Annotated in this window: 24 protein-coding genes and 1 pseudogene; 5 read left to right on the top strand and 20 right to left on the bottom strand. The window is 73.6% G+C overall.

Annotated elements, in window-relative coordinates; translation table 11 throughout:
* Positions 1 to 151 precede the first annotated feature (151 nt).
* Complete coding sequence (locus HN031_RS00125; protein ID WP_367650603.1) at positions 152 to 745, top strand: M23 family metallopeptidase; 594 nt, start codon at positions 152 to 154, stop codon at positions 743 to 745.
* 14 nt (positions 746 to 759) lie between these two features.
* Here the strand turns inward: HN031_RS00125 and HN031_RS00130 are convergent, their stop codons facing one another.
* The 13 genes and pseudogenes from HN031_RS00130 to HN031_RS00190 all read right to left on the bottom strand — a co-directional run bounded on the left by HN031_RS00130 (position 760) and on the right by HN031_RS00190 (position 11056).
* Positions 760 to 1659: a tyrosine recombinase XerC gene (locus HN031_RS00130; RefSeq protein WP_172265387.1), complete on the bottom strand. Its 900-nt coding sequence runs from the start codon at positions 1657 to 1659 to the stop codon at positions 760 to 762.
* A gap of 70 nt (positions 1660 to 1729) precedes the next feature.
* Positions 1730 to 2875: a DNA-processing protein DprA gene (dprA, locus tag HN031_RS00135; protein ID WP_172264634.1), complete on the bottom strand. Its 1146-nt coding sequence runs from the start codon at positions 2873 to 2875 to the stop codon at positions 1730 to 1732.
* Positions 2872 to 4476, bottom strand: a complete 1605-nt coding sequence (locus HN031_RS00140; protein ID WP_172264638.1) for a YifB family Mg chelatase-like AAA ATPase — start codon at positions 4474 to 4476, stop codon at positions 2872 to 2874. The genes dprA and HN031_RS00140 overlap by 4 nt, the downstream gene beginning before the upstream one ends.
* Positions 4476 to 4877 carry a YraN family protein gene (locus HN031_RS00145; protein ID WP_172264642.1) on the bottom strand — a complete coding sequence of 134 codons (402 nt, stop codon included), beginning with the start codon at positions 4875 to 4877 and terminating at the stop codon, positions 4476 to 4478. Before HN031_RS00145 ends, HN031_RS00140 begins: the two co-directional genes overlap by 1 nt.
* 129 nt (positions 4878 to 5006) lie before the next feature.
* Positions 5007 to 5315 carry a DUF2469 domain-containing protein gene (locus HN031_RS00150; protein ID WP_056906529.1) on the bottom strand — a complete coding sequence of 103 codons (309 nt, stop codon included), beginning with the start codon at positions 5313 to 5315 and terminating at the stop codon, positions 5007 to 5009.
* Positions 5316 to 5449: 134 nt separating this feature from the next.
* A pseudogene (locus HN031_RS00155) lies at positions 5450 to 6091 on the bottom strand (ribonuclease HII); the annotation flags it as partial.
* Positions 6092 to 6108: 17 nt separating this feature from the next.
* Positions 6109 to 6942: a signal peptidase I gene (gene lepB, locus HN031_RS00160; RefSeq protein ID WP_172264645.1), complete on the bottom strand. Its 834-nt coding sequence runs from the start codon at positions 6940 to 6942 to the stop codon at positions 6109 to 6111.
* Between the two features lie 57 nt (positions 6943 to 6999).
* Complete coding sequence (gene rplS, locus HN031_RS00165; RefSeq protein WP_172264648.1) at positions 7000 to 7350, bottom strand: 50S ribosomal protein L19; 351 nt, start codon at positions 7348 to 7350, stop codon at positions 7000 to 7002.
* Positions 7351 to 7551: 201 nt separating this feature from the next.
* On the bottom strand, positions 7552 to 8718 hold the full coding sequence (gene trmD / locus HN031_RS00170) for a tRNA (guanosine(37)-N1)-methyltransferase TrmD (RefSeq protein WP_172264651.1): 1167 nt from the start codon (positions 8716 to 8718) through the stop codon (positions 7552 to 7554).
* Positions 8715 to 9344, bottom strand: a complete 630-nt coding sequence (gene rimM / locus HN031_RS00175; protein WP_367650604.1) for a ribosome maturation factor RimM — start codon at positions 9342 to 9344, stop codon at positions 8715 to 8717. Before rimM ends, trmD begins: the two co-directional genes overlap by 4 nt.
* Before the next feature lie 80 nt (positions 9345 to 9424).
* Positions 9425 to 9667 (bottom strand): RNA-binding protein, encoded by a 243-nt coding sequence (locus HN031_RS00180; protein ID WP_091196877.1) that lies wholly within the window; start codon positions 9665 to 9667, stop codon positions 9425 to 9427.
* A 2-nt stretch (positions 9668 to 9669) separates the two neighbouring features.
* Complete coding sequence (gene rpsP, locus HN031_RS00185) at positions 9670 to 10221, bottom strand: 30S ribosomal protein S16 (RefSeq protein WP_172264654.1); 552 nt, start codon at positions 10219 to 10221, stop codon at positions 9670 to 9672.
* A 172-nt stretch (positions 10222 to 10393) separates the two neighbouring features.
* Positions 10394 to 11056, bottom strand: coding sequence for a GNAT family N-acetyltransferase (locus tag HN031_RS00190; RefSeq protein WP_367650605.1), 663 nt, complete (start codon positions 11054 to 11056; stop codon positions 10394 to 10396).
* Between the two features lie 76 nt (positions 11057 to 11132).
* Between HN031_RS00190 and HN031_RS00195 the strand changes: the two genes are divergently transcribed.
* On the top strand, positions 11133 to 12014 hold the full coding sequence (locus HN031_RS00195; protein WP_172264660.1) for a VanW family protein: 882 nt from the start codon (positions 11133 to 11135) through the stop codon (positions 12012 to 12014).
* Between the two features lie 7 nt (positions 12015 to 12021).
* Here HN031_RS00195 and HN031_RS00200 read toward each other — a convergent pair whose 3' ends face one another.
* Positions 12022 to 13116 (bottom strand): amidohydrolase family protein, encoded by a 1095-nt coding sequence (locus HN031_RS00200; RefSeq protein ID WP_172264665.1) that lies wholly within the window; start codon positions 13114 to 13116, stop codon positions 12022 to 12024.
* A gap of 114 nt (positions 13117 to 13230) precedes the next feature.
* The gene (locus tag HN031_RS00205) at positions 13231 to 15204 is read right to left on the bottom strand and encodes a glycoside hydrolase family 3 protein (RefSeq protein ID WP_367650606.1); all 1974 of its coding nucleotides are present in this window, start codon (positions 15202 to 15204) and stop codon (positions 13231 to 13233) included.
* Positions 15205 to 15426: 222 nt separating this feature from the next.
* On the opposite strand from HN031_RS00205, the gene HN031_RS00210 reads away from it, so the two are divergent.
* Complete coding sequence (locus HN031_RS00210; RefSeq protein WP_172264671.1) at positions 15427 to 16611, top strand: ROK family transcriptional regulator; 1185 nt, start codon at positions 15427 to 15429, stop codon at positions 16609 to 16611.
* Between the two features lie 10 nt (positions 16612 to 16621).
* Here HN031_RS00210 and HN031_RS00215 read toward each other — a convergent pair whose 3' ends face one another.
* The 5 genes from HN031_RS00215 to HN031_RS00235 all read right to left on the bottom strand — a co-directional run bounded on the left by HN031_RS00215 (position 16622) and on the right by HN031_RS00235 (position 22613).
* On the bottom strand, positions 16622 to 16984 hold the full coding sequence (locus HN031_RS00215; protein ID WP_172264674.1) for a hypothetical protein: 363 nt from the start codon (positions 16982 to 16984) through the stop codon (positions 16622 to 16624).
* A complete protein-coding gene (gene ffh, locus HN031_RS00220) occupies positions 16981 to 18561 on the bottom strand; it encodes a signal recognition particle protein (protein ID WP_172264677.1) in 1581 nt (526 codons plus the stop codon). The genes HN031_RS00215 and ffh overlap by 4 nt, the downstream gene beginning before the upstream one ends.
* 137 nt (positions 18562 to 18698) lie before the next feature.
* Positions 18699 to 20921: a [protein-PII] uridylyltransferase gene (locus HN031_RS00225; protein WP_172264679.1), complete on the bottom strand. Its 2223-nt coding sequence runs from the start codon at positions 20919 to 20921 to the stop codon at positions 18699 to 18701.
* 25 nt (positions 20922 to 20946) lie between these two features.
* Complete coding sequence (locus HN031_RS00230; RefSeq protein ID WP_135840769.1) at positions 20947 to 21285, bottom strand: P-II family nitrogen regulator; 339 nt, start codon at positions 21283 to 21285, stop codon at positions 20947 to 20949.
* The gene (locus HN031_RS00235) at positions 21282 to 22613 is read right to left on the bottom strand and encodes an ammonium transporter (protein ID WP_322425563.1); all 1332 of its coding nucleotides are present in this window, start codon (positions 22611 to 22613) and stop codon (positions 21282 to 21284) included. The genes HN031_RS00230 and HN031_RS00235 overlap by 4 nt, the downstream gene beginning before the upstream one ends.
* Positions 22614 to 22816: 203 nt before the next feature.
* Here HN031_RS00235 and HN031_RS00240 point away from each other — a divergent pair, with 203 nt between their 5' ends.
* Together HN031_RS00240 and HN031_RS00245 are read left to right on the top strand one after the other, a co-directional pair.
* Entirely contained in the window at positions 22817 to 23761 is a 945-nt protein-coding gene (locus HN031_RS00240) for a rhamnan synthesis F family protein (protein WP_172264684.1), read from the top strand.
* The gene (locus HN031_RS00245) at positions 23751 to 26747 is read left to right on the top strand and encodes a glycosyltransferase (RefSeq protein WP_172264687.1); all 2997 of its coding nucleotides are present in this window, start codon (positions 23751 to 23753) and stop codon (positions 26745 to 26747) included. Before HN031_RS00240 ends, HN031_RS00245 begins: the two co-directional genes overlap by 11 nt.
* Positions 26748 to 26811 lie beyond the last annotated feature (64 nt).

A 26811-nucleotide genomic window follows, 5' to 3' on the forward strand; every position in this document is an offset into this window, starting at 1 on the left:
GCCGGGCGAAATGGCGGAACGCTGCGGCGGAGCGGCGTCTTCCCGCTGGGCACGCACCGGCAACCGTCCACAACCGGCCCGGCACCGTCGCACTCCACAGCCGCGCCCGTCGGCCGTCGCCCCCGGGGCCCCTGCCGGGCAGCCTCGCAGGGTGCGCACCCACCTCGTCGCCGTCCTCACGGCCCTCCTGCTCGCGGCGTCCTCCGTGCCGCTCTCCCCCGCCACCCACGCCTGGCCCACCCCGCCGGCGGAGCCCGAGGTCGACGGGGTGTGGCCCCTCGACCCCGAGCCCGACGTGGTCCGCGGCTTCGAGCCCCCGCCGCACCCGTACGCCTCCGGGCACCGCGGCGTCGACCTGGCCGGCGCGCCCGGCCAGGCGGTGCGGGCCGCCCTGCCCGGCACCGTCGGCTTCGCCGGCTCCATCGGCGGCAAGCCGGTCGTCACGGTGCTGCACGGGGGGCGGCGTACGACCTACGAGCCGGTCGTGGCGACGGTCGAGCGGGGCGACGAGGTGGCCGCCGGCACGGTGCTGGGCAGGCTCGTGGTCACCGACAGCCACTGCTTCCCCGCGGCCTGCCTGCACTGGGGGCTGATCGAGGGCGAGACCTACCTCGACCCGCTGTCGCTCGTCGGCGGGGGCCCGGTGCGGCTGCTCCCCCTCTGGCGCGACGCGCCGGCCACGACGCGGTTGCCGTGGACTCCCCCGCTCCAGCGCTGGCGGCGCCCGGTCGACCACGCCGTCTGACGACGCCGGTCTGCCTACGCCCGGGGGTGCGCCTGCTGGTAGGCGCGACGCAGCCGGTCGGTGGTGACGTGCGTGTAGAGCTGCGTCGTGGCCAGCGAGGCGTGGCCGAGCAGCTCCTGCACCGAGCGCAGGTCCGCGCCCCCTTCGAGCAGGTGGGTGGCGGCGGAGTGCCGCAGGCCGTGCGGGCCGATGTCGGGGGCGCCGGGGACGTCCGCGATGCGTCGGTGGACGAGGTCCCGGACGGCCCGCTGGTCGATGCGTCGCCCGCGCACGCCCAGGAACAGCGCCGGCCCGGACCCCTCGACGCGCAGCGCGGCGCGTCCGGAGCGCAGCCACCGGTCCAGCGCGCGGCCCGCCGGGGTGCCGTAGGGCACCGAACGCTCCTTGCGGCCCTTGCCGAGGACCCGGACCACCCGTCGCTCGTCGTCCACGTCGTCGACGTCGAGCCCGACCAGCTCGCCCACCCGGATGCCGGTGGCGTAGAGCAGCTCGAGCATCGCCACGTCGCGGACCCCGACCGGGGTGCCGTCGTCGGCCAGCTCGGCGGCCGAGCGGATCAGGGCCTCGGCCTCGTCGGCCCGGAGGACCGGGGGAAGCGTCTTGTGCTTCTTCGGCGATCCGAGCGCAGCCCCCGGGTCGGTGGGCAGGCGCCCGGTCCGGTGCAGCCACGCGGTGAAGACGCGGGCCGCCGTGGCCCGGCGCGCGATGGTCGTCCGGCTGCGGCCGGTGGTCTGGAGCCGGGCCAGCCAGCTCCGCAGCGTGCGGAGGTCGAGGTCCGTGACGTCGTCGTGGCCGAGCCGCAGGCAGTGGTCGAGCAGGCCGGAGACGTCACCGAGGTAGGCACGGACGGTGTGCGGGGCGAGGTCGCGCTCGGAGACCAGGTGGCGCTCGTAGTCGGCGAGCACGCGCATCATGGGTTCGGGCAGCCCCGGCGCACCTGCTTCCTCGTCGGCCACGCCACGATCGTAGGCGTCGGGACGCCTCTCACCCGGCACCCGCGAGTCGCCACCCGCCGGGGACCTCCCGGACGAAGCCGCCCCGCTCGAGGCGGCCCAGCGCGTTGGCCGCCTCGCGGACGTGGAGCGCGCACATCCCGGCGATCGACTCCACGTCGGCCGGGGCGCTCACCGGAACGGCCTCGAGCACCAGCTGGTCGGTGCGGCTCAGGCTGTCGCGTGGCCGCTCCTCGCCGCGACGGACCTCCGGGAGGTGCTGACCCGCGGCACCGACGATCTCGAGGACCTCCGCGCCGCGGGTGACCAGGGAGGCGCCGCCGCGCCGGAACCACTCGTGCACGCCCTCCGACGTGTAGCTGGTGACGGGGCCGGGCACGCACATGACGGGTCGGCTGAGCTGCTCGGCCCAGCTGGCGGTGTTGAGGGCGCCGCTGCGCAGGGCGGCCTCGACGAGGACCGTCCCGCTGGTCAGCGCGGCGATGAGCCGGTTGCGCGCCAGGAACCGGATCCGCGTGGGGGCGGACCCCGGCGGCTGCTCGGAGACCACCGCGAACTCGGCGGCGAGGTGGGCCAGGAGTCGGCGGTGCTGCACGGGATAGGCCCGGTCGACGCCGCACGCGAGAACGGCCACCGTCGCGCCGCCGGCCAGGAGCGCCGCGTCGTGCGCCGCGAAGTCGATGCCCTTGGCTCCCCCCGAGACCACCGGCGTCCCGGCTGCGGCGACGGTGCCCGAGATCCAGCGGGCCACCTCGTCGCCGTAGACCGAGCAGGACCGGGACCCGACCACGGCCACCGACGTGGCCAGCTCCGTCAGCGGCATCGGGCCCTTCACCCAGATCCCCGGCGGGGTGCCGCCGAGCGCCTGGACGTCCTCGACGTGGTCGAGGTCGTCGAGGCCGGGGGGCCACTCGGGATCACCGGGCACCACGAAGCGGATGCCGCACCGTCGGGCCTGATCCAGCTCGCGGACGGGGTCGACCTGCAGGAGCCGGTCCGGCAGGCCGCTGCCCGGCTTGGGCTCGAGCTGCGTGCGCAGTGCGCCCTGGGGGCCGAGCTGCCGCACGAGCGAGGAGGTGGTGCGGTCGCCGGGCTCGACGGCACGGCTCAGCACCACCCGGGCGAGCCGGTCGGCCTCCGTGGGTCCGCCGGCCGGGCGGATCGCCCGGACGCTCATGACGCCACCGTCCGCACGACCTCGGCGGGCAGGACGCGCGACGGGTCGGGCGACCGCAGGACGAGAGCGACCCGGGCCTGGGCCTCACCCGGACGGTCGACGTCGGCGCAGTCGGCGACCGTCCACGCCAGCCGCTGGACCCGGGTGAGGCCCCGTCGGGTCAGCCGCCCCGCGGCGAGCTCCGCCTCGACGAGGCGCTGGGCCGCGGGGTGGAGGGGCCACCGCTCGGCCAGGGCGGGCCCCGGGACGGCCGAGTTGAGCAGCCACGGGCAGTCGCGGTAGCGACGGTGCTGGCGCAGCCGAGCGCTCTCGACGCGGGCCCGGACGTCGGCCGACGACTCCGGGGGCGGGGCGAAGCTCCGCCCGCTCCTCGGACCGTGTGGGCGGACCTGCATCCAGATGTCGACCCGGTCGACGATGGGGCCGGACAGCTTGCGCTGGTAGTGGGCGCGCTGCACCTCCGAGCACTCACAGCCTCCCCCGGTCAGGCCGTGGAAGTTGCCGCACGGGCAGGGATTGGCCGCCAGCACGACGAGGGAGCGGGCGGGATAGGTGGCCGACTCCTCGCCCCGGGCGATCGTCACCTCCCCGGACTCCAGCGGCTGGCGCATCGCCTCGATGACGTCGGAGCGGAAGTGCGGGAACTCGTCGAGGAACAGCACGCCGTGGTGGGCCAGGCTGACCTGGCCCGGTCGGACGCGACCGGTGCCACCGCCGAGCACGCTCGCCGCGCTCGCGCTGTGGTGGGGCGCGAACCACGGCGGTCGCCGGAGCAGGCCCGCGCCCTCGGGGAGCGTCCCGGCCACCGAGTGCAGGGCCGTCACCTCGAGCGACTGCTCGATCGTCAGGTCGGGGAGGATCGTGGGGATCCGCTCGGCGATCGACGTCTTGCCCGTCCCGCGCGGTCCGACGAGCATCAGCGGGTGGGCGCCGGCCGCCGCGACCTCCACGGCGTAGCGGACGTCGTCGAGGCCGTCGAGGTCGCGCAGGTCGACGTCGTCGAGCCGGTCGGCACCACGCCACGAGGTGAGCGGGCTGGCGGACGGCGCCACGACGGGTGGCGCCTCCGGGACCTCGACGTCGCACAGCACGGCGACGACCTGGGACAGCGAGCGCACGCCGAACACCGTCATCCCCGGGACGAGACCGGCCTCGGCCGCCTGCGGCTCCGGCACGAAGACCCGCGTGATCCCGTGTGCCGCGGCGGCGATCACCATCGGCAGCACCCCCGGCACCGGGCGCAGTCCGCCCGACACGGACAGCTCCCCGACGAACGCCCAGCCCTCGAGGTGCTCGGGAGCGAGCTCGCCGTGCTTCTTGTCGGCCGCCATCACCGCCACGGCGATCGCGAGGTCGTAGTGGGTTCCGCCCTTGGGCAGGTCGGCCGGCGACAGCAGGACCGTGACGCGCTTGGTGGCCGGCCAGCGGCCGCAGTCGTTGTTGATGGCCATCCGCACCCGGTCACGCGCCTCGGACAGGCTCTTGTCGACCCGGCCGACCAGCGTCGTCCCGACCACGCCCGGCGACACGTCGACCTGGACGTCGATCACGTGCCCGTCCGCGCCCTTCAGGGCCAGGGAGCGGGCCGTCGCGAAGGCCATCAGCCGATCGCCTCGACGTGCTCGACCTCGACCGGCCGACCCGGCGGCGCCAGGACACCCACCATGTCGATCCGGACGTCCTCGGGGTGGCAGTCGTGGACGCGCAGCCACCTCGCGGCGAGGCGGCGCAGCCGGTCGACCTTGCGCCGGTCGACCGCCTCCAGCGGTGCGCCGTAGTCGGTGGAGGTGCGGGTCTTCACCTCGCAGATCACCAGGACCTGCCCGTCGCGGAGCACGAGGTCGATCTCGCCGGCCTCGCACCTCCAGTTGCGGTCGAGCAGCACCATCCCGCGACCGGTCAGGTGACGCGCTGCGATCGTCTCGCCGCGCTCGCCGAGCAGGCGCTTGCGCTGGGCGGCCGGGTCGGGGACGAAGGGTGAGGTGGCGGCGGGTCGGGCCATCGTGGGTGCCTTCCGGTCGGGCAGATCGGGGAGGCACCAGCACACCGCGGCCCGCCGACAGGGCGGGCGGGTGCGCGGCGGCGGCTGTGGAGAAGTGGCGGACGAGGACGGCTGTGGACGCCCGGTGGCTCAGTCCTTGGGCGGGTCGATCTCCTGCGGAGCCAGCTCCTCCACGTTGACGTCCTTGAACGTCAGGACCTTCACGTTCTTGGCGAAGCGCGCGGGTCGGTACATGTCCCACACCCACGCGTCGCTCATCGAGACCTCGAAGAACACGTCGCCGCTCTCGGAGCGCGCCTTCACGTCGACCTGGTTGCAGAGGTAGAAGCGGCGGTCGGTCTCCACGACGTACTTGAAGATGCCCACGACGTCGCGGTACTCGCGATAGAGGGTGAGCTCCATCTCGGTCTCGTACTTCTCGAGGTCCTCGGCGCTCATGCGTCCTCCTCCGTCGGGTCCGGCCCCGTGCTGCCCGGCTGCTCCCGACCGACACTAGTGGCCCGCTCCAGCACCTCGGGCGGGGACGCCTCGGACGACGACGGCTCGGGCGGCGACGTCTCCGGCAGCGGCTCGAGGCCGGCGGCGCGGCGCACGTTGACGAAGCGCATCCGGTGCTGGGGGCACGGCCCGTGGGCGGCGAGGGCCGCGTCGTGCTCCGCGGTGCAGTAGCCCTTGTGGGTGCGGAAGTCGTAGTGCGGCCACGAGTCGTGCATCTGGACCATCAGCCGGTCGCGGGTCACCTTGGCGATGACGGAGGCCGCGGCGATGCAGGCCGCGACCCGGTCGCCCTTCCACACCGCGAGGCCGGGCACCCCCAGCCCGTCGACCGGGAAGCCGTCGGTGAGGACGTAGGACGGCCGAGCCTCGAGGCGGGCGACGGCACGGCGCAGCGCCTCGACGTTGGCCACGTGCATCCCGAGGCGGTCGCACTCCTCGGCGTCGACCACCACGACCGACCACGCGAGGGCACGGCGCACGACCTGGGCGTAGACGCGCTCGCGGGCGGCCTCGGTCAGCAGCTTGCTGTCGGCGAGCCCCGGGACGACGCCGGCCTTGCCGGCCGGCAGCACGACGGCCCCGGCGACGAGCGGGCCGGCGCAGGCTCCGCGACCGGCCTCGTCGACCCCGGCGATCGGGTCGAGCCCGGCCCGCCGCAGGGCGCGCTCGTAGCCGTAGATCCCGGCGTCACGACGTACGGTCGTGCCGCCCGGCAGGGGCTGGGGCGGCTGGGTCACGAGGTCGGTGCGGGCACGTCCTCGAACGTGTCCGGACGGGTGTTCCAGCGGAAGCGGTCGGCGGGCCACAGCAGGACGAAGACCTTGCCGACGACCAGGTCGACGGGGACGAACTCGTCGCCGGGCACGCACTCGGTCTCGTCGGTGCGACACATCTTCTGCGAGGAGTCGGCCGAGCGCGACCGGTTGTCACCCATCACGAAGATGTGGCCCTCCGGGATCGGGCCGACCTGCCAGTCCTCGTCGCAGGTGCCGTTGGTGGGCATGGGGCCGTTGCACTTGCCGGTGCCGCGCTTGACGTAGGCGCTCTCGGCGAGCGGCTGGCCGTTGACGACGAGCCGGCCCTGGTCGTCGCAGCACTCGATGGTGTCGCCCGCGACGCCGATGACGCGCTTCACCAGGTGCCCACCGGTCGGGTAGAGCCCGATCTTGGCCATCGCCTTGGCCACCGGGTTGGTGGGCCCGGCGCTGTCGATGGGGGGCAGCCAGCCGCCCGGGTCCTTGAACACGACGACGTCGCCGCGCTCGGGCTCCCCGCCGCCCCAGTAGGAGACCTTCTGGATGAGGATCCGGTCGTTGAGGATCAGGCCCGGCTCCATCGACTCCGACGGGATGTAGAAGGCCTGGACGAAGAACGTCTTGATGACCACGGCGAGGACCAGGGCGACCCCGAGCAGGAGGATCGTCTCCTGCCACAGCGGCAGCTGCTTGCGCTTCGGCTTGCCCTGTCCCGATCCCTTGCGGCCGCTCGCCGAGCTGCCCGTGGAACGCGACGACCGCGGTTCCTCGTCCGTGGAGAGGGACGCAGAACCGCGGTCGTCGGAAGTCACTCGCAGAGACTAACGAGTCGCTGGTCGCTCCCCGCCCAGCAGGGCGGGGTGGCGGGATCAGGCCTCGCGGCGCTCCTTGATCTTGGCAGCCTTGCCGCGCAGGTTGCGCAGGTAGTAGAGCTTGGCGCGACGCACGTCACCGCGGGTGACGACCTCGATCTTGTCGAAGATCGGGGAGTTCAGCGGGAAGGTGCGCTCGACGCCGACGCCGAAGGAGACCTTGCGGACGGTGAAGGTGCGGCCGATGCCCGAGCCGTGGACGCGGATCACGACGCCCTGGAACACCTGGACGCGCGAGCGGCTGCCCTCGATGACCTTGACGTGGACCTTGACGTTGTCGCCGGCACGGAAGGCCGGGACGTCGTCGCGCTTGAGGGAGGTGCCGAGGTCGGCGATGACGTTGGTCATGACTGCTCCTCGCGAGTGCCACAGGTCAGCCGCGGTGTGAGAGGTGGTGATCGGGTCGGTCCGTGCCCGAGCTGGCCGGCCGGCGCGCCCCCTGTGGCAGGTGCGGTACGGCGGGACCCCGGGGCGGTGCATCTGGTGGGATGCGTCCGGGCGACCCTGGCCTCGAGCGGACCAGGGGTGAAGTCTGCCAGAGCGTCGGCGTCAGCGGGAAATCCGCTTGGTGAGCACGACGGCTCCCGGCGGGGCGACCCGGTCGCCGCGCACCCGGAACCCGGCCTTCTTGTACATCCGCAGGTTGTCCAGTGACCCGGCGCCGGTGAAGAGGACGTAGGTCTCGACCTCCGGCGGCGCGAGTCCCTCGACGAGCTCGAGGAGCGCGCGGCCGAGACCGCGGCCCTGGAGGTCGGGGGCGACCATGATCCGACCGATGTCCCACTCGCCATGGCCGTCGACCCGACCGCGCACGGCGCCGACGAGGCGGCCCGAGGACGGCTCGCGCGCGACCATCACGGTCCACTCCCCCAGGCCGCGGCGTACGTCGTCGAGCGACTCGCGCAGGGCCGGGATCTCGACGCCGGGGTTGGCCTCCATCTCCTGCAGCCAGCAGGCGCGCTGCAGGGTGTAGATCTCGCCGGCGTCGGCGGGAACGGCCGGGCGTACGTCGAGGTCGGCGAGGCCGCGGACGGCGCCGGTCGCCGGGAGGAGGTCCGGGCGGCGCGCGGCGGTCCGGCGCTGGGCCTGCTCGCGCCGCCAGGCGGCGATCCGCGCGTGGTCGCCGGAGAGGAGCACGTCCGGGACCTCGCGGCCCTGCCACGACGCCGGCTTGGTGTAGACGGGGTACTCGAGCAGGCCGTCGGCGTGCGACTCCTCGACGAGCGACTCCGCGTTGCCCATGAAGCCGGGCAGGAGCCGCACCACCGCCTCGGTGATGGCGAGCGCGGCGACCTCCCCGCCGTTGAGGACGTAGTCGCCGAGCGAGACCTCGCGCACGGTGCCGATCGTGGCGGCGTGCTCGACCACGCGCTGGTCGATGCCCTCGTAGCGCCCGCAGGCGAAGACCAGGTGCTCGTGGCCGCTCAGCTCATGCGCGAGCGCCTGGGTGAACGGCTCCCCGCTCGGCGTCGTGAAGACGATCGTCGCCCCCGTCGCGACGGCGTCGAGCGCTCGCCCCCACGGCTCCGGCTTCATCACCATCCCGGCTCCCCCGCCGTAGGGGGTGTCGTCGACGGTGTGGTGGCGGTCGGTCGTCCACTGGCGCAGGTCGTGGACCGCCACCTCGAGCAGGCCCTTGTCCCGGGCCTTGCCGGGCAGGCTCAGGTCGAGCGGGGCGAGGTAGTCGGGGAAGATCGTGACGACGTCGATCCTCATGCGTCGCCCGACCCGCCGTCGGACGCGTCGCCAACCCCAGGGTCGGACGCAGCGGGCGCGTCCGGTGCGTCGTCGGGGAACGGCGACACGAGCCCGGGACGGTCGGCCACCACCACGCGGCGGGCGTCGAGGTCGACCTCCGGCACGAGCGCCGTCACGAACGGCACGAGGGCGTCGCGGCCGTCGGTGGTGCGCACGCCCAGCAGGTCCTGGGCCGAGCCGTGCACGAGGCCCTTCACCGTCCCGAGGTGCGTGCCGTCGAGGTCGACGACGTCGAGCCCGACGAGCTGGTGGTCGTAGAACTCGTCGGGGTCCTCGGGCGTCTCGTCGGGGCCGATCGTGGCGTGGAGGATGGTGCCGCGGACGGCCTCCGCCGCGTTGCGGTCGGTCAGCTCCTCGAAGGTGACGAGCAGCGTCGTCTGGTGCCAGCGCGCCCGCGCGACGGTGAGGCTGGAGGGCCGGCGGTCGGCGCCCGCGGGGGCCTCGGCCCGCAGCGTCGTGCCGGGGGCGAAGCGGCGGTCGGGCTCGTCGGTGCGGACGTCGAGGGTGACCTCGCCGCGGATGCCGTGGGGCTTGCCGATGCGGCCGACGACGACCTCGATCTCGCCCGCTTGCTGATCACTCACGCGGCCAGCGTAGAGGTCGCGGAACGACGACGGGCGCCACCCCGGTGGGGGTGGCGCCCGTCGTCAGGCGTGCACGTCGCTCAGCGGCGGCGGTCGGTGTCCACGAAGTCCACCCGCGCCCCGCCGCGGCCCGCGAGGGCCGAGACGACGGTGCGGAAGGCGGTCGCGGTGCGACCGTTGCGGCCGATCACCTTGCCGAGGTCGTCGGGGTGGACGCGGACCTCGAGGATCGAGCCACGACGCAGCTGCTTGTCGCGGACCACGACGTCGTCGGGGTGGTCGACGATCCCGCGCACCAGGTGCTCGAGCGCCTCGGCCAGCACGATCAGGCCTGCTTGTCCGCGTCGACGCCGGACGTGTTCTTGCCGGCCTCCTCGGCGGTGACGTTCTCCAGGTCGGCGTTGGCCTCGGCGGCACCCTCGGGCGTCTCCGAAGCCGGGACCTCGACCGCGGCGGGCGCCTCGGCGGCGGGCTCCTCGGCGGCCGGCTTGTCGGCCTTCTTGCGGGTGGTGGTCGCGCCGCCACGGGGCTCGGCGCTGACCTCCTTGAGGGCCTCGTTGAAGATGTCGACCTTGGAGCGCTTGGGCTCCTTGACCTTGAGGGTGCCCTCGGTGCCGGGGAGACCCTTGAACTTCTGCCAGTCACCGGTGACCTTGAGGATCGCCTCGACGGCCTCGGAGGGCTGCGCGCCGACACCGAGCCAGTACTGCGCCCGGTCGGAGGTCACCTCGATGAAGGAGGGCTCCTCCTTCGGGTGGTACTTGCCGATCTCCTCGAGCACCCGACCGTCGCGCTTCTTGCGCGAGTCGACGACGACGATGCGGTACTGCGGCACCCGGATCTTGCCCAGGCGCTTCAAACGAATCTTGACGGCCACGTTTGTGGTGTCTCCTCAGAATTGTCGTGGGTGAGAGGCCTTGCCCCAGGTGGGGTCACCGGGTCCAGCCACTCGATGGGCGCTGCGTGCTTGGATGAGAGGGTCCGGGCGCGCAGGACACGAGCGATGATTCTGCCAGACGCGGGCGGCGCGCCACCAATCGCCCGACCCGTCACGCCCGGACGGCGTCCAGCCCGATGCACGACCGGAGCGCCTCGAGCCCCTCGACCCGCAGCGGGTGCGGCCCGCGGACGAGGTCCCCGGGGGTCAGCACGAGCGCCTGGTTGAGCGCCAGCTCCCCCGGCCGGCGCCTGAGCCGCCGCACGCCGTTGGGCCGGTAGCCCAGCTTGCGGGAGACCGCCAGCGAGGCCGGGTTGTCGAGGAAGGCCCCCGAGGTGATGACGGCCGCGTCGAGGTGGTCGAAGGCGAACGCGCAGATCACCTGCCGCATCGCGGTGCCGATGCCACGGCCCTGGAACTCGCGTCCCAGCCACGAGCCGGTCTCGCCGGTGCGGGTGACGAGGTAGTCGGACGTCTCGAAGGCCTGCGTCCCGACCAGGCGGTCGTCGTGGAACACCGCGAGGTGCAGGCCCCAGGCGTCCGGGCCGAACTCGGCGCGGGTCCGCCAGTGGTAGGCGGCGGTGTTGCGGGCCAGCTGGTCGGGCGGGGCGTCGGTCCACGGGACGTAGAACGGCATCGCGCCCGGGTCGTGGATGCCGCGCACCGCGAGGTCGCACAGGTCGGGCAGCACCTCGTCGGTGATGCCGCGCAGCACCAGCGGTCCGGCCTCGATGGTGAGGCCCAGGGGCGGGAACAGGTCGGCGACGGTGGACACCGGCCCATCCCAGCCGGTCCGGCGCTCGACCACAAATCTCCCGCAACCGAACGGGGGTCCACGACGTCTCCCGGTCATGACCACGCCGTCCGTCGAGCCGCTGGAGCTGCCCGCGCGGCTCACCGCTCCCCCGCGCCTGACGCAGCGCCACCCGTGGCTGCTCCCCGTCGCCGTGGCCACGCACCGGGCGCGGAGACGTACGCGCTGGGTGCGCGACGCGTGGTCGGGCCGGGTCGTGTGGGCGACGCAGCACACCGGCTCCGACCTGCCGGTGCGGGTGAAGCAGCACGGCTCGCTGCTCCTGCGCGAGCTCGACCCGGACCGGATGCACCTGCAGCACAACAAGGTCACGAACCTGCGCCTGGCGGCCGCGCGGGTGGACGGCCTCGTCGTCGCGCCCGGCCAGACCTTCTCGTTCAACAAGGTGGTCGGCAACTGCACGCGGCGCAAGGGCTACCTCGACGGGATGAGGCTCTCGGACGGCTCGGCCGACGCAGGCGTCGGCGGCGGCATCTGCCAGCTCGCCAACCTCGTGCACTGGATGGTGCTGCACTCGCCGCTCACCGTCGTGGAGCGCTCGGAGCACTCCTTCGACCTGTTCCCGGACCAGGGCCGGGTGCTGCCGTGGGGCGTGGGCTGCTCGATCGTCTACAACTACATCGACCTGGTCGTGCGCAACGACACCGACCGCCCCTTCCAGCTCCGCGCGTGGGTGGGCGATCGCTACCTGCACGGCCAGCTGCGCACCGACGAGCCCCCCGGGCTCCGCTACACGGTGGAGGCGCGCGACGAGCAGTTCCTGCGCCGCGACGGCCGGGTCTTCCGGCGCAACCAGGTGTGGCGACGGGTGATCGACCGCCGCACCGGCGAGCAGGTCGGCGAGGAGCTGGTGAAGCGCAACTGCGCGCTGGTCGTCTACGAGCCCGGACCGGGCGTCGAGGTCCTCGAGCTGGACTGAGCCCGGCTCACCGGCCCCCCACCACGCCCCGCACCACACCGCGCAGCACGGTGCACGCGGGGGTCCGGAGCACGGACAGGTCCTCGACCGGGTTGCGGTCGTAGACGACGAAGTCCGCCGACGCGCCCTCCTCGAGGCCGTCCACCCCGAGCCACTCCCGCGCTCGCCAGCTGGCGGCACCCAGCGCGTCGTGGGCCGGCATCCCGATCCGGACCAGGGCCTCGACCTCCCCGGCGATGTTGCCGTGGCGGCTGATGCCGCCACCGTCGGAGCCGGCGTAGATCGGCACCCCGGCCTCGTGGGCGGCCATGATCGTGGCGGGCATCCGGGCGTAGAGGTCGGTCATCGTCGCGGCGTAGGCCGGGAACCGCTCGGCACCGGCCGCCGCGTGCTCGGGAAACTTGTCCAGCTGCATCACCGTGGGCACCAGCCGGGTGCCGTGCTCCACCATGGCGTCGATCAGGTTCTCGGTGAGGCCGGTGCCGTGCTCGATGCAGTCGATGCCGGCCTCGATCAGCCCGGGCAGCACGCCGTGGCCGAAGCAGTGGGCGGTGACTTGTGCGCCCTCCGCGTGGGCCGCCGCGATGGCGTCGGCGAAGGCCTCGGCGGGGAAGGACGGGGCCAGGTCGCCCTCGTCGCGGGAGATCCAGTCGCCGACCAGCTTGATCCAGCCGTCGCCGTTGCGCGCCTCCTGCGCCGCGTACGTCGCCAGCTCGGCGGGCTCGACCTCGTGGGCGTAGCCGCGGATGTAGCGCCGGGTGGCGGCGATGTGGCGGCCGCACCGGATCAGCCGGGGCAGGTCGTCGCGGTCCTGGATCCACCGCGTGTCGGCCGCCGAGCCGGCGTCGCGGATGAGCAGGGCCCCTCCGTCGCGGTCGGCGATGGCCTGCTGCTCGGTGGCCGCGTCGTCGGTGGCTCCGAAGTCGTCGAGGCCGAGGTGGCAGTGCGCGTCGACGAGCCCGGGCACGATCCAGCCCTCCGCCACCGTCTCGGCGCCGGGCTGCGGCTCGTGGGTGATCCTGCCCTCGACGACGTAGAGGTCGCGGGCCTCGCCGTCGGGCAGGACCGGTCCGCGGAAGCGCTGGGCGGGCTCGTGGGGCATGGATCCGACCCTAGCGACGGTGGGCCGTGGACGGTCGGGTCGGACGGGCGAGGGCGGACAGGACCGTGGCCCGACCCCGCACGGGTCGGGCCACGGACGTGGGCGCGACAGCGGTCAGGGGCGGGTGCGCCTGCCGAAGCCGTAGCGGAACAGCGGGTCGTAGTCGGCGTCGCCGACGTTGATCGGCTCCTGGTGCACCGACCGGGGCCACGACACCGGGAGGCGGCCGGTGAACGGCTTGCGACCGAAGAGCACGTCGCTGACGCCCCTGCCCTCGCTGCCCGGCAGCCAGGAGGCCACCAGCGCGTCGATGCGGCGGAGCAGGTCGGGCTCGATCACCATCGGACGGCCGGAGACCACGAGCACCGTGCAGGTGGCGGCGCGGTCGCAGACGGTGCGGACGGCCTCCTGGTCGGCCGCGGAGAGCCGCATCGTCTGCTCGGGACGCGGGACGCCGTTGTCGGCCGGGTCGTAGGCCCACTCCGGTCCACCGACGTCGCCGAACCCCTCGGCGTAGGGCGTCTCCCCCACGACGACGACGCCGTCGGCGCCGCGCGGCACCCGGGCGGAGGCGTCCTCGCTGAAGGTCACCGGCCGGGTGGCCTGCGCCTCGATCGCGTCGAGCACCGTGTCGCCGGGGATGACGTTGCTCGAGCCGCCCTGCCAGGTCAGCGTCCAGCCGCCGGCCTGGTTGCCGATGTTGTCGGCGTTGCTCCCGGCGACGTAGACGCGCGACTCGCGCGACGACAGCGGGAGCGTACGGCCCTCGTTGCGGAGCAGGACCTGGGACTGGGCGACGGCGTCGCGGGCGACCGCGCGGTGGGCCGGGCTGCCGATCGTGTCGATGAGCGAGCGGTCGGTCAGCGGCTTCTCGAAGAGGCCGAGCTCGAACTTGGCGGTCAGGATGCGGGAGACGGCGTCGTCGATGCGCTCCTCGGTGACCCGGCCGTCCTCGACGACCTGCGTCAGCGTGGTGATGAGCTCGCGGAACGCCGGCTCGGTGCCCGAGCCGGGCTCCATGAACATGTCGACGCCGGCGTTGACCGACGCGGTGACCTGGGTGGCCAGGTCGCCGGGGATCTGGTGGATGGCGCGCCAGTCGGAGATCACGAAGCCCTCGAAGCCCATCTCGCCCTTGAGGACGTCGGTGAGGAGCTCCTCGTGCGCGTGCATCTTCAGCGGGTTGCCGATCCCGTCCTCGGTCCAGTCGACGCTGGAGAAGGACGGCATCACGCTGCCGACGTGGTGCCGGTCGATCGCCGCCGGGTAGGGCGACAGGGCCAGGCGCCGGAACTCGCGCCTGCTGACCCGGCTGATGCCCTGGTCCAGGGTGTAGTCACCCTCCCCGGTGTCCCAGTCGGTGAGCCCGTCCCCGGCGAAGTGCTTGGCGGTGGCCAGCACCCGGTCCGGCTGGTCGAGCTGTCCGGGCTCGCCCTGGAGGCCGTCGATCACGGTCGCCAGGCTCTCGACCAGGCGCGGGTCCTCGCCGAACGACTCGTAGGTGCGGCCCCAGCGGTCGTCGCGGGCCACGCACAGGCAGGGCGCGAAGTTCCACTGCGGGCCGGAGGCCCGGGTCTCGATCGCGGTGATGTGCCCGATCTCCTCGAGCAGCGCCGGGTTGCGGGTGGCGCCGAGCCCGATGTTGTGCGGGAAGACGGTGGCGCCGAGGAGGTTGCCGTGCCCGTGCACCGCGTCGACGCCGTAGATCAGGGGGATGCCGAGACGCGTCTCGAGCGCCGCCTGCTGGAACCTGTCCACGGTGTCGGCCCATGCCTCGGCGGTGTTGGGTGTCGGCACGGAGCCGCCACCCGACAGGACGCTGCCGAGCCCGAGCTCGGTGATGATCGCGGGGTCGGCGGCGACGTCGGCCCGCTCGGCCTGCGCCATCTGGCCGATCTTCTCGGCGAGGGTCATCCGCCCGAGGAGGTCGCGCACCCGCCGGCGGGTCGGCAGGGTCGCGTCCTGGTAGGGCAGCAGCTCGGCGCCCGCCTCGGCGAGCCGGACGCCGATGGCCCCGGCGGACGCGCCGGTCGGTGGTGCGGTGGCGCCGGAGGGGACGCTGCCGAGCAGGCCGGCGGCGAGCGTCACCGTCGCGAGCGCGGCGACGACGCCGCGGCCGTGAGGTGTACGACGAGGTCGTCCGGATGGACGTGGACGGTGCTGTGCCATGGGGTGCTCCCTTGCCCGAGTCGAGAGCGTCGAGGTGACGCCCGTCACATCGGAACGTAGGAAGCCGCTAAAGTGCGCGTCAATGCCGAAAAGACGGCGTCCCGGCCCTCTTTCGTCCGGAGCCCGCAGGAAGAGGTGGCCGTGCCCGCACACCCGGTCCGCACCCGCGGCGGCTCGCTCGACGACCTCCGCCGGGCCAACCGCCGGACCGTCCTCGGCCACCTCGTGACGGAGGGCCCGCAGAGCCGCGCGCAGCTGGCCCGCGCGAGCGGCCTGTCCGCCTCCACCGTCTCCAGCCTGGTCACCGAGCTGCTCGAGGCCGGTCACGTCCGCGAGACCACCGTCGGCCGCGCCCACAAGGGCGGCTCCGGCCGGCCGCCCCTGCTGGTCGAGCTCGCCACTCCCCCCGGCGGCGTGGTGGGCGTCGACATCGGCCACGGGCACGTCCGGGTCGCCGCCGCCGGGCCGACGGGGGACGTCCTGGCCGAGTCCGTGCGCCGCGTCGACGTCGATGCCGCCGGACCCGCGACGCTCGACCTGGCGGCCGCGATGATCCGCTCCACGCTGGCCGACGCCGGACTGGACCCGAGCCAGGTGCACGCCGCCGGCATGTGCGTGCCGGCACCGATCGACCGGGAGACCAGCATGGTGAGCACCGGCATCCTCCCGGGCTGGCGCGGCATCAACCCCGCCGCCGAGCTCGGGCGCCGGATCGAGGCGCCGGTCATCGTCGACAACGACGCCAACCTCGGCGCCCTGGCCGAGGTCCGCCACGGGGCGGCCCGCGGCCACCACGACGTGGTCTACGTCAAGCTCGCCAGCGGCGTGGGCTCCGGGCTGGTCCTCGGGGGACGGGTGCACCGCGGTGCCACCGGCATGGCGGGCGAGCTCGGCCACGTGCAGATCGGCGAGGACGGGGAGGTGTGCCGCTGCGGCAACCGGGGGTGCCTGGAGACACGGGTCTCGGCCCGGCGCCTCCTGCACGTCCTGCAGCCGGCCCACGACGAGGACCTCACCATCGCCCGCGTGCTGGAGCTCGAGGCGACCGGCGACGCCGGCGTACGCCGCGTGCTGTCCGACGCGGGCGCCACGATCGGCCGGGCGCTGGCCGACCTCAGCAACCACCTCAACCCCTCGATGGTCGTCATCGGCGGGCCGCTCGGCGGTGCCGCCTCGGTCGTCGAGGGCGTACGCCGCGCGGTGGACCGCTACGCGCAGCCCGCCACCGCCGCGGCCCTGCAGGTGTGCCCCGGCCGCCTGGGTGAGCGCGCGGAGGTGGTCGGTGCCGTGACGATGGCCGTCGCGATGGTCACCGCCGGCGACTGACCGGCTCCGCTCAGATCCGGTCCAGCAGCCAGGAGGGGCTGAGCACCTGCGCCGGGGACACGTTGGCGGCCAGCGCGCGGTCCGCGGTCACCACGACCACGTGGGCACCTCGCCCGGCCGCGCGGCTCGCCTGCGACCGGATCTCGGCGTCACCGTCGCGCGCCGCGTGCACGGTGGTGACGTGGGCGTCGCGGCCGGCCCTCACGCCCGCCTTGGCCTGGCCCTCGAGGACCAGCACCACCTCGTCGTACGACGTGTCGCCCACCAGCAGCCGCTCGTGCAGGCGACGGGCCGCGCCGGCGCGGTCCTTCCACCAGCCGTCGGGAACGGAGCCGACGACGTTGGCGCCGTCGACGACCAGGACCGAGCTCACTTGAGGAACTGGGAGAAGTCCTTCGGGAGGTTGAGCTGCTCGGCGGCCTTCTCGTAGTCGATGTCCGCGCCGTCGGGGTTGCCGAACGGGTTGGCCGCCTTCTCGCTCGCGGCGGCCTTCTCGGCCGCCTTCTGCTGGGCCGCCTTCGCCGGGTTGCCGGAGACCCGCTTCTTGCCCTTCTTGGCCTTGGCCTGCGCCGGCTGACGACCGCCGGAGCGCTTGCCGCCGCCGAGGCCCGGCATCCCGGGCATCCCGGGCATCCCGGGCACGCCGCCGCCGCGGGCCATCTGCTCCATCATCTTGCGCGCCTCGAAGAAGCGGTCGACGAGCTGGTTGACGTCGCTGACCTGGCGGCCCGAGCCCTTGGCGATGCGGGCGCGGCGCGAGCCGTCGATGATCTTGGGGTTCTCCCGCTCGGCGGGGGTCATCGACTGGATGATCGCCTGGATGCGGTCGATCTCGCGCTCGTCGAAGTTCTCGAGCTGGTCGCGGAACTGCCCCATGCCCGGCAGCATCCCCATGATCTTGGTCATCGAGCCGAGCTTGCGGATCTGCATCATCTGCTGGAGGAAGTCCTCCAGCGTGAAGCCGCCCTTGGTGCCGAGCTTCTCCGCGGCCTTCATGGCCTGCTCGGAGTCGAAGGCCTTCTCCGCCTGCTCGATCAGGGTGAGCATGTCGCCCATGTCGAGGATGCGCGAGGCCATCCGGTCGGGGTGGAAGAGGTCGAAGTCGGTCATCTTCTCGCCGCTCGAGGCGAACATGACCGGCTTGCCGGTGATCGAGCGGATCGAGAGCGCCGCACCGCCGCGGGCGTCGCCGTCGAGCTTGGTGAGCACGACGCCGTCGTAGCCGACGCCGTCGAGGAAGGCCTGCGCGGTGGTGACCGCGTCCTGGCCGATCATCGCGTCGACGACGAAGAGCACCTCGTCGGGCTGCACGGCGTCGCGGATGTCGGCGGCCTGCTGCATGAGCGTCTCGTCGACACCGAGCCGGCCGGCGGTGTCGATGATCACCACGTCGTGGAGCCGGCGCCTGGCCTCCTCGATGGAGGCCCGCGCGACGTCCACCGGGTTGCCGGTGCCGTTGCCCGGCTCGGGGGCGAAGACGGGGACGCCGACGCGCTCACCGTTGACCTGGAGCTGCTGGACGGCGTTGGGCCGCTGCAGGTCGGCCGCGACGAGCAGCGGCGTCTTGTCCTGGTCCTTCAGCCACAGCGCGAGCTTGGCGGCGAGGGTCGTCTTGCCGGCGCCCTGGAGGCCGGCCAGCATGATCACGGTGGGGCCGGACTTGGCGTAGCGCAGCCGCCGGGTCTCGCCGCCGAGGATGGTGACGAGCTCGTCGTGGACGATCTTGATGATCTGCTGCGCGGGGTTGAGGGCGCCGCTGACCTCCTCGGAGCGGGCCCGCTCCTTCACCGCACCGACGAACTCCTTGACGACCGGCAGCGCGACGTCGGCCTCGAGCAGCGCGATGCGGATCTCGCGCGCGGTGGCGTCGATGTCGGCCTCGGAGAGCCGGCCCTTGCCGCGGAGGTTCTTGAAGGTGTCGGCAAGGCGGTCGGAGAGTGTGGCGAACACGGTGTGGGTCTGTCCCTCGCATCGGTGGCTGAGTCAGGGCTGTCGTCAGAGGTGGAGTCAGGGGTGGTACGACGACCAAGACTAACGGCCCGACCCCGCCCGGACAGCCTCGACGGCCACACGGGGCGGAGCGCGGCTCAGCCGCCGAGCGCGGTGCGGACGGCGTGGGCCGCGGCCGCCGCCCTCTCCTCCGAGGGGCGCACCCCGCCCACCTCCTGGACGTAGAACACGTCGACCGCCTGCGGGCCCAGCGTGGAGACGTGCGCGGAGGCGACGGTGAGCCCGAGCCCGGCCAGGGTGGTGAGCACCCGGTGGACGACGCCGGGACGGTCGGAGGTGCGGATCTCGAGCACGAGCGAGGCGCGCGAGGCGTCCGGTCGGACCTCCACGATCGGCGGCAGCTCGTCCTCCCGCCGGGGCGGGAGGTCGGGCAGCTGCTGGGTGCCCTCGACGACCCGGCGGATCCGCTCGCGCACCACGGCGGGGTCGAGGTAGGCGTCGGGAACCTCCCAGGCGCTGACGCCCCACTCCCCCTCGCCGTCGACCTGCGACCAGGCGCGGGCGGCGTGCACCGGCACCCGCATGGCGGCGAGCCCGCCCGCAACGGCGGCGAGCAGCCCCACGCGGTCGGCGGCGATGACCGTGACGGTCGCGCCCACCTCGTGCGGGGTGATCTCGACCGACACCGCCCCGGCCTCGCGGCGTACGACGTCCGGCACCGGCAGCGACTCGACGGGGACGACGTGGGCGATCTCGGCGCCGAGCGCGTGCGCGGCGCGCGACACGAGACGGTCGACCAGCGAGGCGCGCCAGGAGGTCCACGCGGCGGGCGACGCCGCCCGCGCGTCGGCCTCGGTGAGGGCGCGCAGGAGCTCCAGGCTCGCGGCGTCGGGCACGTGCGTGAGCAGCTCCGCGGTGGTCGCCGGGTCGTCCGGGTCGCGCGTGGTCGCGAGGTCGGCCAGCAGGAGGTGCCAGCGCACGAGGGACGCCACCACCTCGGAGTCGAGGTCGGTGAAGCCCATCCGGGCGACGACCTTGCGGGCTACCGGCTCCCCGGCGACCGAGTGGTCGTGGAGCGAGCCCTTGCCGATGTCGTGGAGCAGTGCCGCGACCAGCAGGAGGTCGGGCCGCCGGACGCCCCGGATCAGCGCGCCCGCCTCGGCGCAGGTCTCGACCACGTGGCGGTCGACGGTGAAGCGGTGGATGGCCGAGGCGTGGGGCAGCAGGCGGATCTGCTCCCACTCGGGGAGGAAGGTGGCGATGCCCTCCACCTCGTCGAGGGTCTCCCACACGGGCAGCAGGGCGGGGCCGCTGGCGAGCAGCCGGACCAGGGCGTCGCGCGCGGGCGCCGGCCAAGGCACCGGGAGCTCCGCGCCCTCGCGGACCAGCCGGGCGGCGGTCGTGGGCGCCAGCACGGCGTTTCGCCCGGCCGCCTCCGCGGCGGCCCGCAGCAGCAGGGTCGGGTCGTCACCCGGCCGGGTGCCTGCGTCCAGCACGACCTCGCCGCGCGAGAGGGCGATGCCGGGGGCGACGCGTTCGAGGGCGGGCGTGCGACGCCCCTTCTCCCCCGTCGGGCGGACCAGCACCGCGTCGGTGCGCCGCCACGCCAGGCGCGAAAGGTGGCCGATCCGGCGGCCCAGGGAGCGCACGTGGCGCTGGGCGGCCTCGGCGTCGGCCAGGTCCAGCCGCTCGGCCAGCGGGCCCCACATCTCCGGGGCGATCCGGTCGCTGGGCCGCCCGGCGAGGTCGTGCACCTCGTCGCGGACGTCGAGCAGCATCAGGCGCGCGGTCTCGAGCGCCGGCGTCGAGGCGTCCACCAGCCAGCTGGCCTCGATGGCCTTGAGCACGCCGGCGTCACGGAGGCCGCCCTCGGCCTCCTTCACGTCGGGCACCGCCACGTGCGCGAGCTCGCCGGTGACGCCGTGGCGCTTGCGGGTCATCGCCCGGAGGTCCGGCAGCCGGGTGCGGGCCTGGCGCCGCCAGTCGGCCAGCATGGTCGTGCGCAGCCGCAGGCTCAGGCCGGGGTCGCCGGCGAGGTGCCGGGCATCGAGGAGGCCGAGCGCCACCCGGAGGTCGGCCGCGGCCTCGAGCACCTCGCTCATCGAGCGCACCGAGTGGTCGAGGCGGCGCCCGGAGTCCCACAGCGGGTACCACAGCGAGCTGCCCAGCTCACCGATCTCGACGTCGTCGTCGTGCACGAGCACCACGTCGAGGTCGGAGTGCGGCGCGAGCTCGCCGCGTCCGTAGCCGCCGACGGCGACCAGGGCCACCCCGGAGGCGGGCCCGCCGGAGGCGGCGTACGCCTCGCGGCAGAGCTCGTCGGCCGAGGTGGCCCTGGTCTGTCGTCCTGCTGCGCTCACGCGGCTGGTCCCGAGACGAGCACCATCAGAGCGCGGACGCGTCCTGCTCGCCGGTGCGGACCCTCACGACGGTCTCGACCGGGCTGACCCACACCTTGCCGTCGCCGATGCGACCGGTCTGCGCGGTCTTGACGATGATCCCGACGACGTCGTCGGAGTCGGCGTCGTCGACGACGATCTCGATGCGGATCTTGGGCACGAGCGCGATGTCGTACTCGGCACCGCGGTAGACCTCGGTGTGGCCCTTCTGACGGCCGTAGCCGCTCACCTCGGACACCGTCATCCCGGCGACGCCGAAGGTCTCGAGCGCCTCGCGGACGTCCTCCCACTTGTGCGGCTTGATGACCGCGGTCACGAGCTTCATGCGCTGGCTCCTTCAGTCTTGGTGGTCGTCGCGGCCGGGACGGTGGAGGCAGCGAGGACGCTGCTGCTGCCGCCGCTGGTGCCGCTGTGCAGGTCGTAGGCCGACTCCCCGTGGGCGACGAGGTCGATGCCGTTGACCTCGTCCTCCTCGTCGAGGCGCAGGCCGATCGTGTACTTGATGGCCAGGGCGATGACGGCGGTGAGGACACCGGAGTAGACGACGGCCACCAGGACACCGAGGGTCTGGTCGCCCAGCGAGCCGAACCCGCCGCCGTTGATGAGCCCGTCGACGCCGCCGGCGCCCTCAGCGGTGGAGAAGACACCGATGAGCAGGGTGCCGATGACGCCACCGACGAGGTGCACGCCGACCACGTCGAGGGAGTCGTCGTAGCCGAGCTTGTACTTCAGGCCGACGGCCCAGGCGCAGACCGCGCCGGCCACGGCGCCGATGGCCACCGCGCCGCCGATGTCGACGGCACCCGCGGCGGGGGTGATCGCGACCAGGCCGGCGACGATGCCGGAGGCCGCACCGAGCGAGGTGGCCTTGCCGTGCAGGAGGCGCTCGATGAGCAGCCAGCCGAGGATCGCGGCGAAGGTGGCCAGGGTGGTGTTGGCGAAGGTGCGGCCGGTCTCGGAGTAGAACTGCGAGAGGAAGGCGTCGGGGTCCTCGTCGAAGGTGGTGCCGAAGACGATCGAGCCGACGTTGAAGCCGTACCAGCCGAGCCAGAGCATGCCCGCGCCGAGCATGGTGAGGGTGAGGTTGTGCGGGCGCATCTGCTCGCGCGGCCAGCCGATGCGCTTGCCGAGCAGGAGGACCAGCACGAGGGCCGCGACGCCGGCGTTGATGTGGACGGCCGTGCCGCCCGCGTAGTCCTGGGCACCGATGCGGCCGCAGATGAGCGAGTCGTCGGTGCAGCTGAAGACCATGTGGGCCATCGGGAAGTAGACGATGACCGCCCACAGCGGGAGGAAGACCAGCCAGGCGGAGAACTTGAGCCGGTCGGCCACCGCGCCGCTGATCAGCGCTGCGGTGATGATCGCGAACGTCATTTGGAACATGACGTAGATGTAGTTGTCGGTGGTGACGCCGTCGAGCCACAGCAGCTCGAACGGGTTGGCGAAGAAGGTGCCGTCCCCGCCGAAGCCCATCGACCACCCGACGGCGACGTACAGGATGCCGACGATGGCGGCCGCGATGAACGACATCATCATCATGTTGAGCACGGACTTCGACCGGGACATGCCGCCGTAGAACAGGGCCAGTGCGGGCACCGTCATCATCAGGACGAAGGCAGTCGCCACCAGCATGAAGGCGTAATAGCCGTCCACAGAACCTCCAGGAAACGTACGGGTGCGGTCCGCCTGGGCCATGACGCCGGTGTCATGCAGGGGTCCACTCGTTCGTCGGAAGCCTGCGGCGAGGAGGTTTCGCGGGGCCGCGACGGATGTTGCGCGCAGGCAACGGAATAGGCCGTCGTGTTACGGGTGTGTGAACAGGTCTGCCCGGGAGCCCGCCTTGTTAGGGTTCGGCCGTGTCCAGACTGGCCGTGATGGCGCACTACGACGTCGCCGGGGAGCTGCGACCGCACGTGCGTGGGCAGGTGGAGGCGCTGGCCGCCTCGGTGGACACCCTGCTGGTCTGCACGACCGCCCAGCTGCAGGACTCCGCCCGCGCCTGGCTGTCCGAGCGCGCGGTGGTGGTCGAGCGCGCCAACTACGGCTACGACTTCTTCAGCTACAAGGTCGGCCTCGACGCGGCCGGCGACCTCACGGCGTACGACGAGGTGGTGGTGTGCAACGACACCTACGTCTTCGCCCTCGACTCCTACGCGCCGGTGTTCGCGGAGATGGACACCCGGCCGTGCGACTTCTGGGGGCTCACGGGCGCCGAGCGCGTCGCGCCGCACATCCAGTCGTTCTTCATCGCCTTCCGGCCCTGGGTGGTGGGCTCGCGGGCCTTCACCACCTTCTGGGAGGAGATGGAGCCGATCTCCAAGCGGCGCCAGGTGATCCGCCGCTACGAGGTCGGCATGTCGCGACGGCTCTACGAGGCCGGGTTCATCTCCGACACCTACTTCGTGGAGACCAGCGAGGACCGGCGCATCGCCCGGGAGCGGATGCGGTGGTGGGCGGCGCACCGCTCGCACTTCCCCCGCACCCGCGCCGAGGTCCGCGAGTGGCGCGAGCGCGCCAACGAGCCGTGGAACCCGGCGCGGAGCCTGGCCGACCGGGTCCTCGACAACGCCCGGCTGCCCTACGTCAAGATCGACACCCTGCGCTACGACCCCTACAACCTCGACGCCAAGCGGCTGCTCGAGCTGTGCGAGCGGCGCTTCCCCGAGCGCTTCGCCGGCGTGCGGGAGTTCCTCGAGGAGACCGCGCAGTACTACCCCCTGCGCGACACCGAGCGGCTGCTGCCGACCCCGCTGGCCCTCGAGCCGCTGTTCCCCCGCGTGAGGTACTCCGATGCGCGGTGAGCGTCGCCACCAGGTGAGGCTCGACGACGCGACCGAGGTCCTGGTCGCGTCCGGGCTGGTCGACACCGACTACGTGGCCGCCCAGCTCGGCACGACGTTCGCCACGGTGCAGGAGGCGGCGCGTGCCGCCGTGGCCGCCGGTGACGTCTCCCCGCACCCGCTCTTCGAGGCGCAGTGGATCGGCCGGCGGCGCTCGTGGCAGCGCCTGGGCCAGCACCCGGTGCTGTGGTACGTCTCCGAGCGGCGCCGCCGCAACCGGATCTCGCCGCACCCGCTGGTCGACCCGCGGATCATCTTCGCGGCCTACCCCGAGGCCCGGCACCACCCCTACGGCGCGCTGTCCTACTGGCTCTCGGTCTCCGGCGGCGGTACGCCGCTGCCCACCCGCATCCTGCCGCGGAAGGTGTCCTGGGCGACCTACCGCGCCGCCGCGATCGCCGCGGCCGCCGACTGGCGCGCGGAGGTGGTCCTCGAGCGGCCCGAGCTCGTCGGCCCCACCCCCGCCCTGCCGGATCGGCTCACCACCTCCCCCGCCGTGACGGTCGTGATGTCGGCCCAGGACGCCGGCCCCCTGGTCCACCAGACCGTCGCGTCGCTGCAGGCGCAGACCCTCACCGACTGGCACCTCGTCGCGGTCGACCGCGGCTCCCTCGACGACACCGCCGCCGTCCTCCAGGGCGTCGCCGCCTTCGACGACCGGGTCACCGTGGTCCGCGAGGGCCGGTGCGGGCACGCCCAAGCGCTCAACGTCGCCCTCGAGCACAGCACCGCCGAGCACGTCGCCTTCCTGCCGCTGGGCCGCGAGTGGCTGCCGGAGATGCTCGAGGAGCTCCTCGCCCACGCGCACCACTCCGGCTCCTCCGCCGTGCTGGCGGGCGTCGGGGCGGTGGGCCGTTCCCGGCTCGAGCTCGTCGGCGGCCGCCCGGTCGACCTGGCCACCGCCCTGCTGAGGCGGACGGCCATCAAGGACGTCGGCGGCTTCGACGAGACCCTCGGCGCGTCGGTCGAGCGCGACCTGCTGCTGCGGCTCACGCGCGACCAGGAGCCGCTGCCGGTCGACGTACCCGTGCTCCGGCGGCCCGACCCGGTCCCCCACGGCTTCGGCGACGACTGGCGCTCCGCCGTCCTCGAGCGCCAGCTCGTCGACTGGGACGCCGTCGCGGCGCGCAAGACCTCCGAGGACCTCGTCAGCCACGTGCTGCCGGTGGGTCCCGAGCCGCGACGCACCGTCGAGTGGCTCAGCTCGGTGCCCCGGGACGGCTCGGAGCTGATCCTCGTCGGCGTCCGGCTGCGCCGCGCGCACCACGTGCTGGCTGCCAGCGTCGCCGCGGTCATCGCCGGGGCGCGCTTCGTCTCCGTCCCCGCCACCGTGTCGATGTCGGCGGCCCTCAACGCCGGCATCGCGCAGGCCGCCGGCAGCACCGTGCTGCTGGTCCGGCCCGAGGCGATGCCGCCGCGGCAGCCGATCGCCGAGCGCCTCGCCGAGGTGGTGCGCCAGCCGGACGTCGCGACGGCGCAGCCGCTGGTCGTCGACCTCGACGGCGTCGTCCTGAGTGCCGGCGCGCGCTTCAGCCGCGGCAACCCGCACCCGGAGCTGTTCCTGGCCGGCCTGCCCACCAGCGACGCCGTACGCATCGGGCAGAGCACCGTGGCCGCCCCCGCCGCACCCCTGGTGGCGCTGCGCACCGACACCGCCGTGGCGCTGCGCGGGGTCAGCCCGCGATTCCACTCCGTGCTCGCCGAGACCGACCTCGGGCTCCGGGCCGAACGGGCCGGCCTCGGCCGGTCGGTGGTCGTGCCCGACACGGTCATCACCTCCCGCACCCCCTACGCCGGCGACGAGGAGCTGATCGGGGCGATGGGCTCGCTGCGCGCGTCCGTCGAGTCGCTGCCCGACGGCGTGCCCGGGGCGCACGACGACCGGGCCCCCGACCTGCTGCTCCGCGCCGGGCTCGAGGTGACCGACCAGCGCAACCGCCGGGTCTCGGCCGACCCCGAGGACCGCACGGCCCCCTCCGTGCTGGTGCCCGAGCTGGTCGTACGCCCCGTCGACGGCATCCGCGAGTCCCCGCCCCGCCTGCGGTGGGCTGTCGACATCGCCGCGCCGGCCGCCCAGCGCGGTGACCGGTGGGGCGACACCTACTTCGCCCGCTCGCTGGCCGACGCGCTCGAGCGCCGCGGGCAGCACGTGGCCGTCGACCGCCGTGACGCCCGTGAGCGCGACTCACGCGACTTCGACGACGTGCTCCTCGTGCTGCGCGGCCTCGACCGGGTCGCGCCGCGTCCGGGGCTCCTCAACGTCGAGTGGATCATCAGCCACCCCGACATGCTCGCGCCCGAGGAGGTCGCCGGGTTCGACCTCGTCTACGCCGCGAGCACCACCTGGTCGGCGCGGATGACCAGGGAGTGGGGCACTCCCATCCAGCCGCTGCTGCAGTGCACCGACACCCGGTGGTTCCACCCCGACCGCGCGGAGCCCGACACCGGTCCGGCCCTGCTCTTCGTCGGCAACTCGCGCGGCGTCTACCGCTACGCCGTGCGCAGCGCGCTCGCGATCGGTGCGGACCTCACCCTCCACGGCAACGACTGGACCGAGTTCGTCGAGCGCGACCAGATCGCGTCCGGTGGCGTCGCCAACGAGGAGGTCGGCGTCCTCTACGCCTCGGCCGGCATCGTCCTCAACGACCACCACCTCGACATGCGCCGCGACAGCTTCGCCTCCAACCGGCTCTTCGACGCCGCGGCGTGCGGTGCCCGGATCCTCAGCGACCGCATCGACGGCCTGGAGGAGACCTTCTCCGGGCTGGTGCTCCCCTTCGACAACGAGCACGAGCTCGCCCGGCTCGTGCAGCCGCCCTACGACGCCTTCCCCGACAACGAGACCCGCCGCCGCATCGCGACGCGGATCATCGCCGAGCACAGCTTCGACAAGCGCGCCGAGACGCTGATCGACGACGCCGTACGCCTCCTCCTCGCCCGCCGCTGAGCCGGGGGCCGGGGCGCCTCACACGTGTCCGAGATGTGGCCCTCGCCCGGGGTCGCCTGGGGCG

Source organism: Nocardioides sp. zg-1308, assembly GCF_013155375.1.
Lineage (GTDB): Bacteria > Actinomycetota > Actinomycetes > Propionibacteriales > Nocardioidaceae > Nocardioides > Nocardioides renjunii.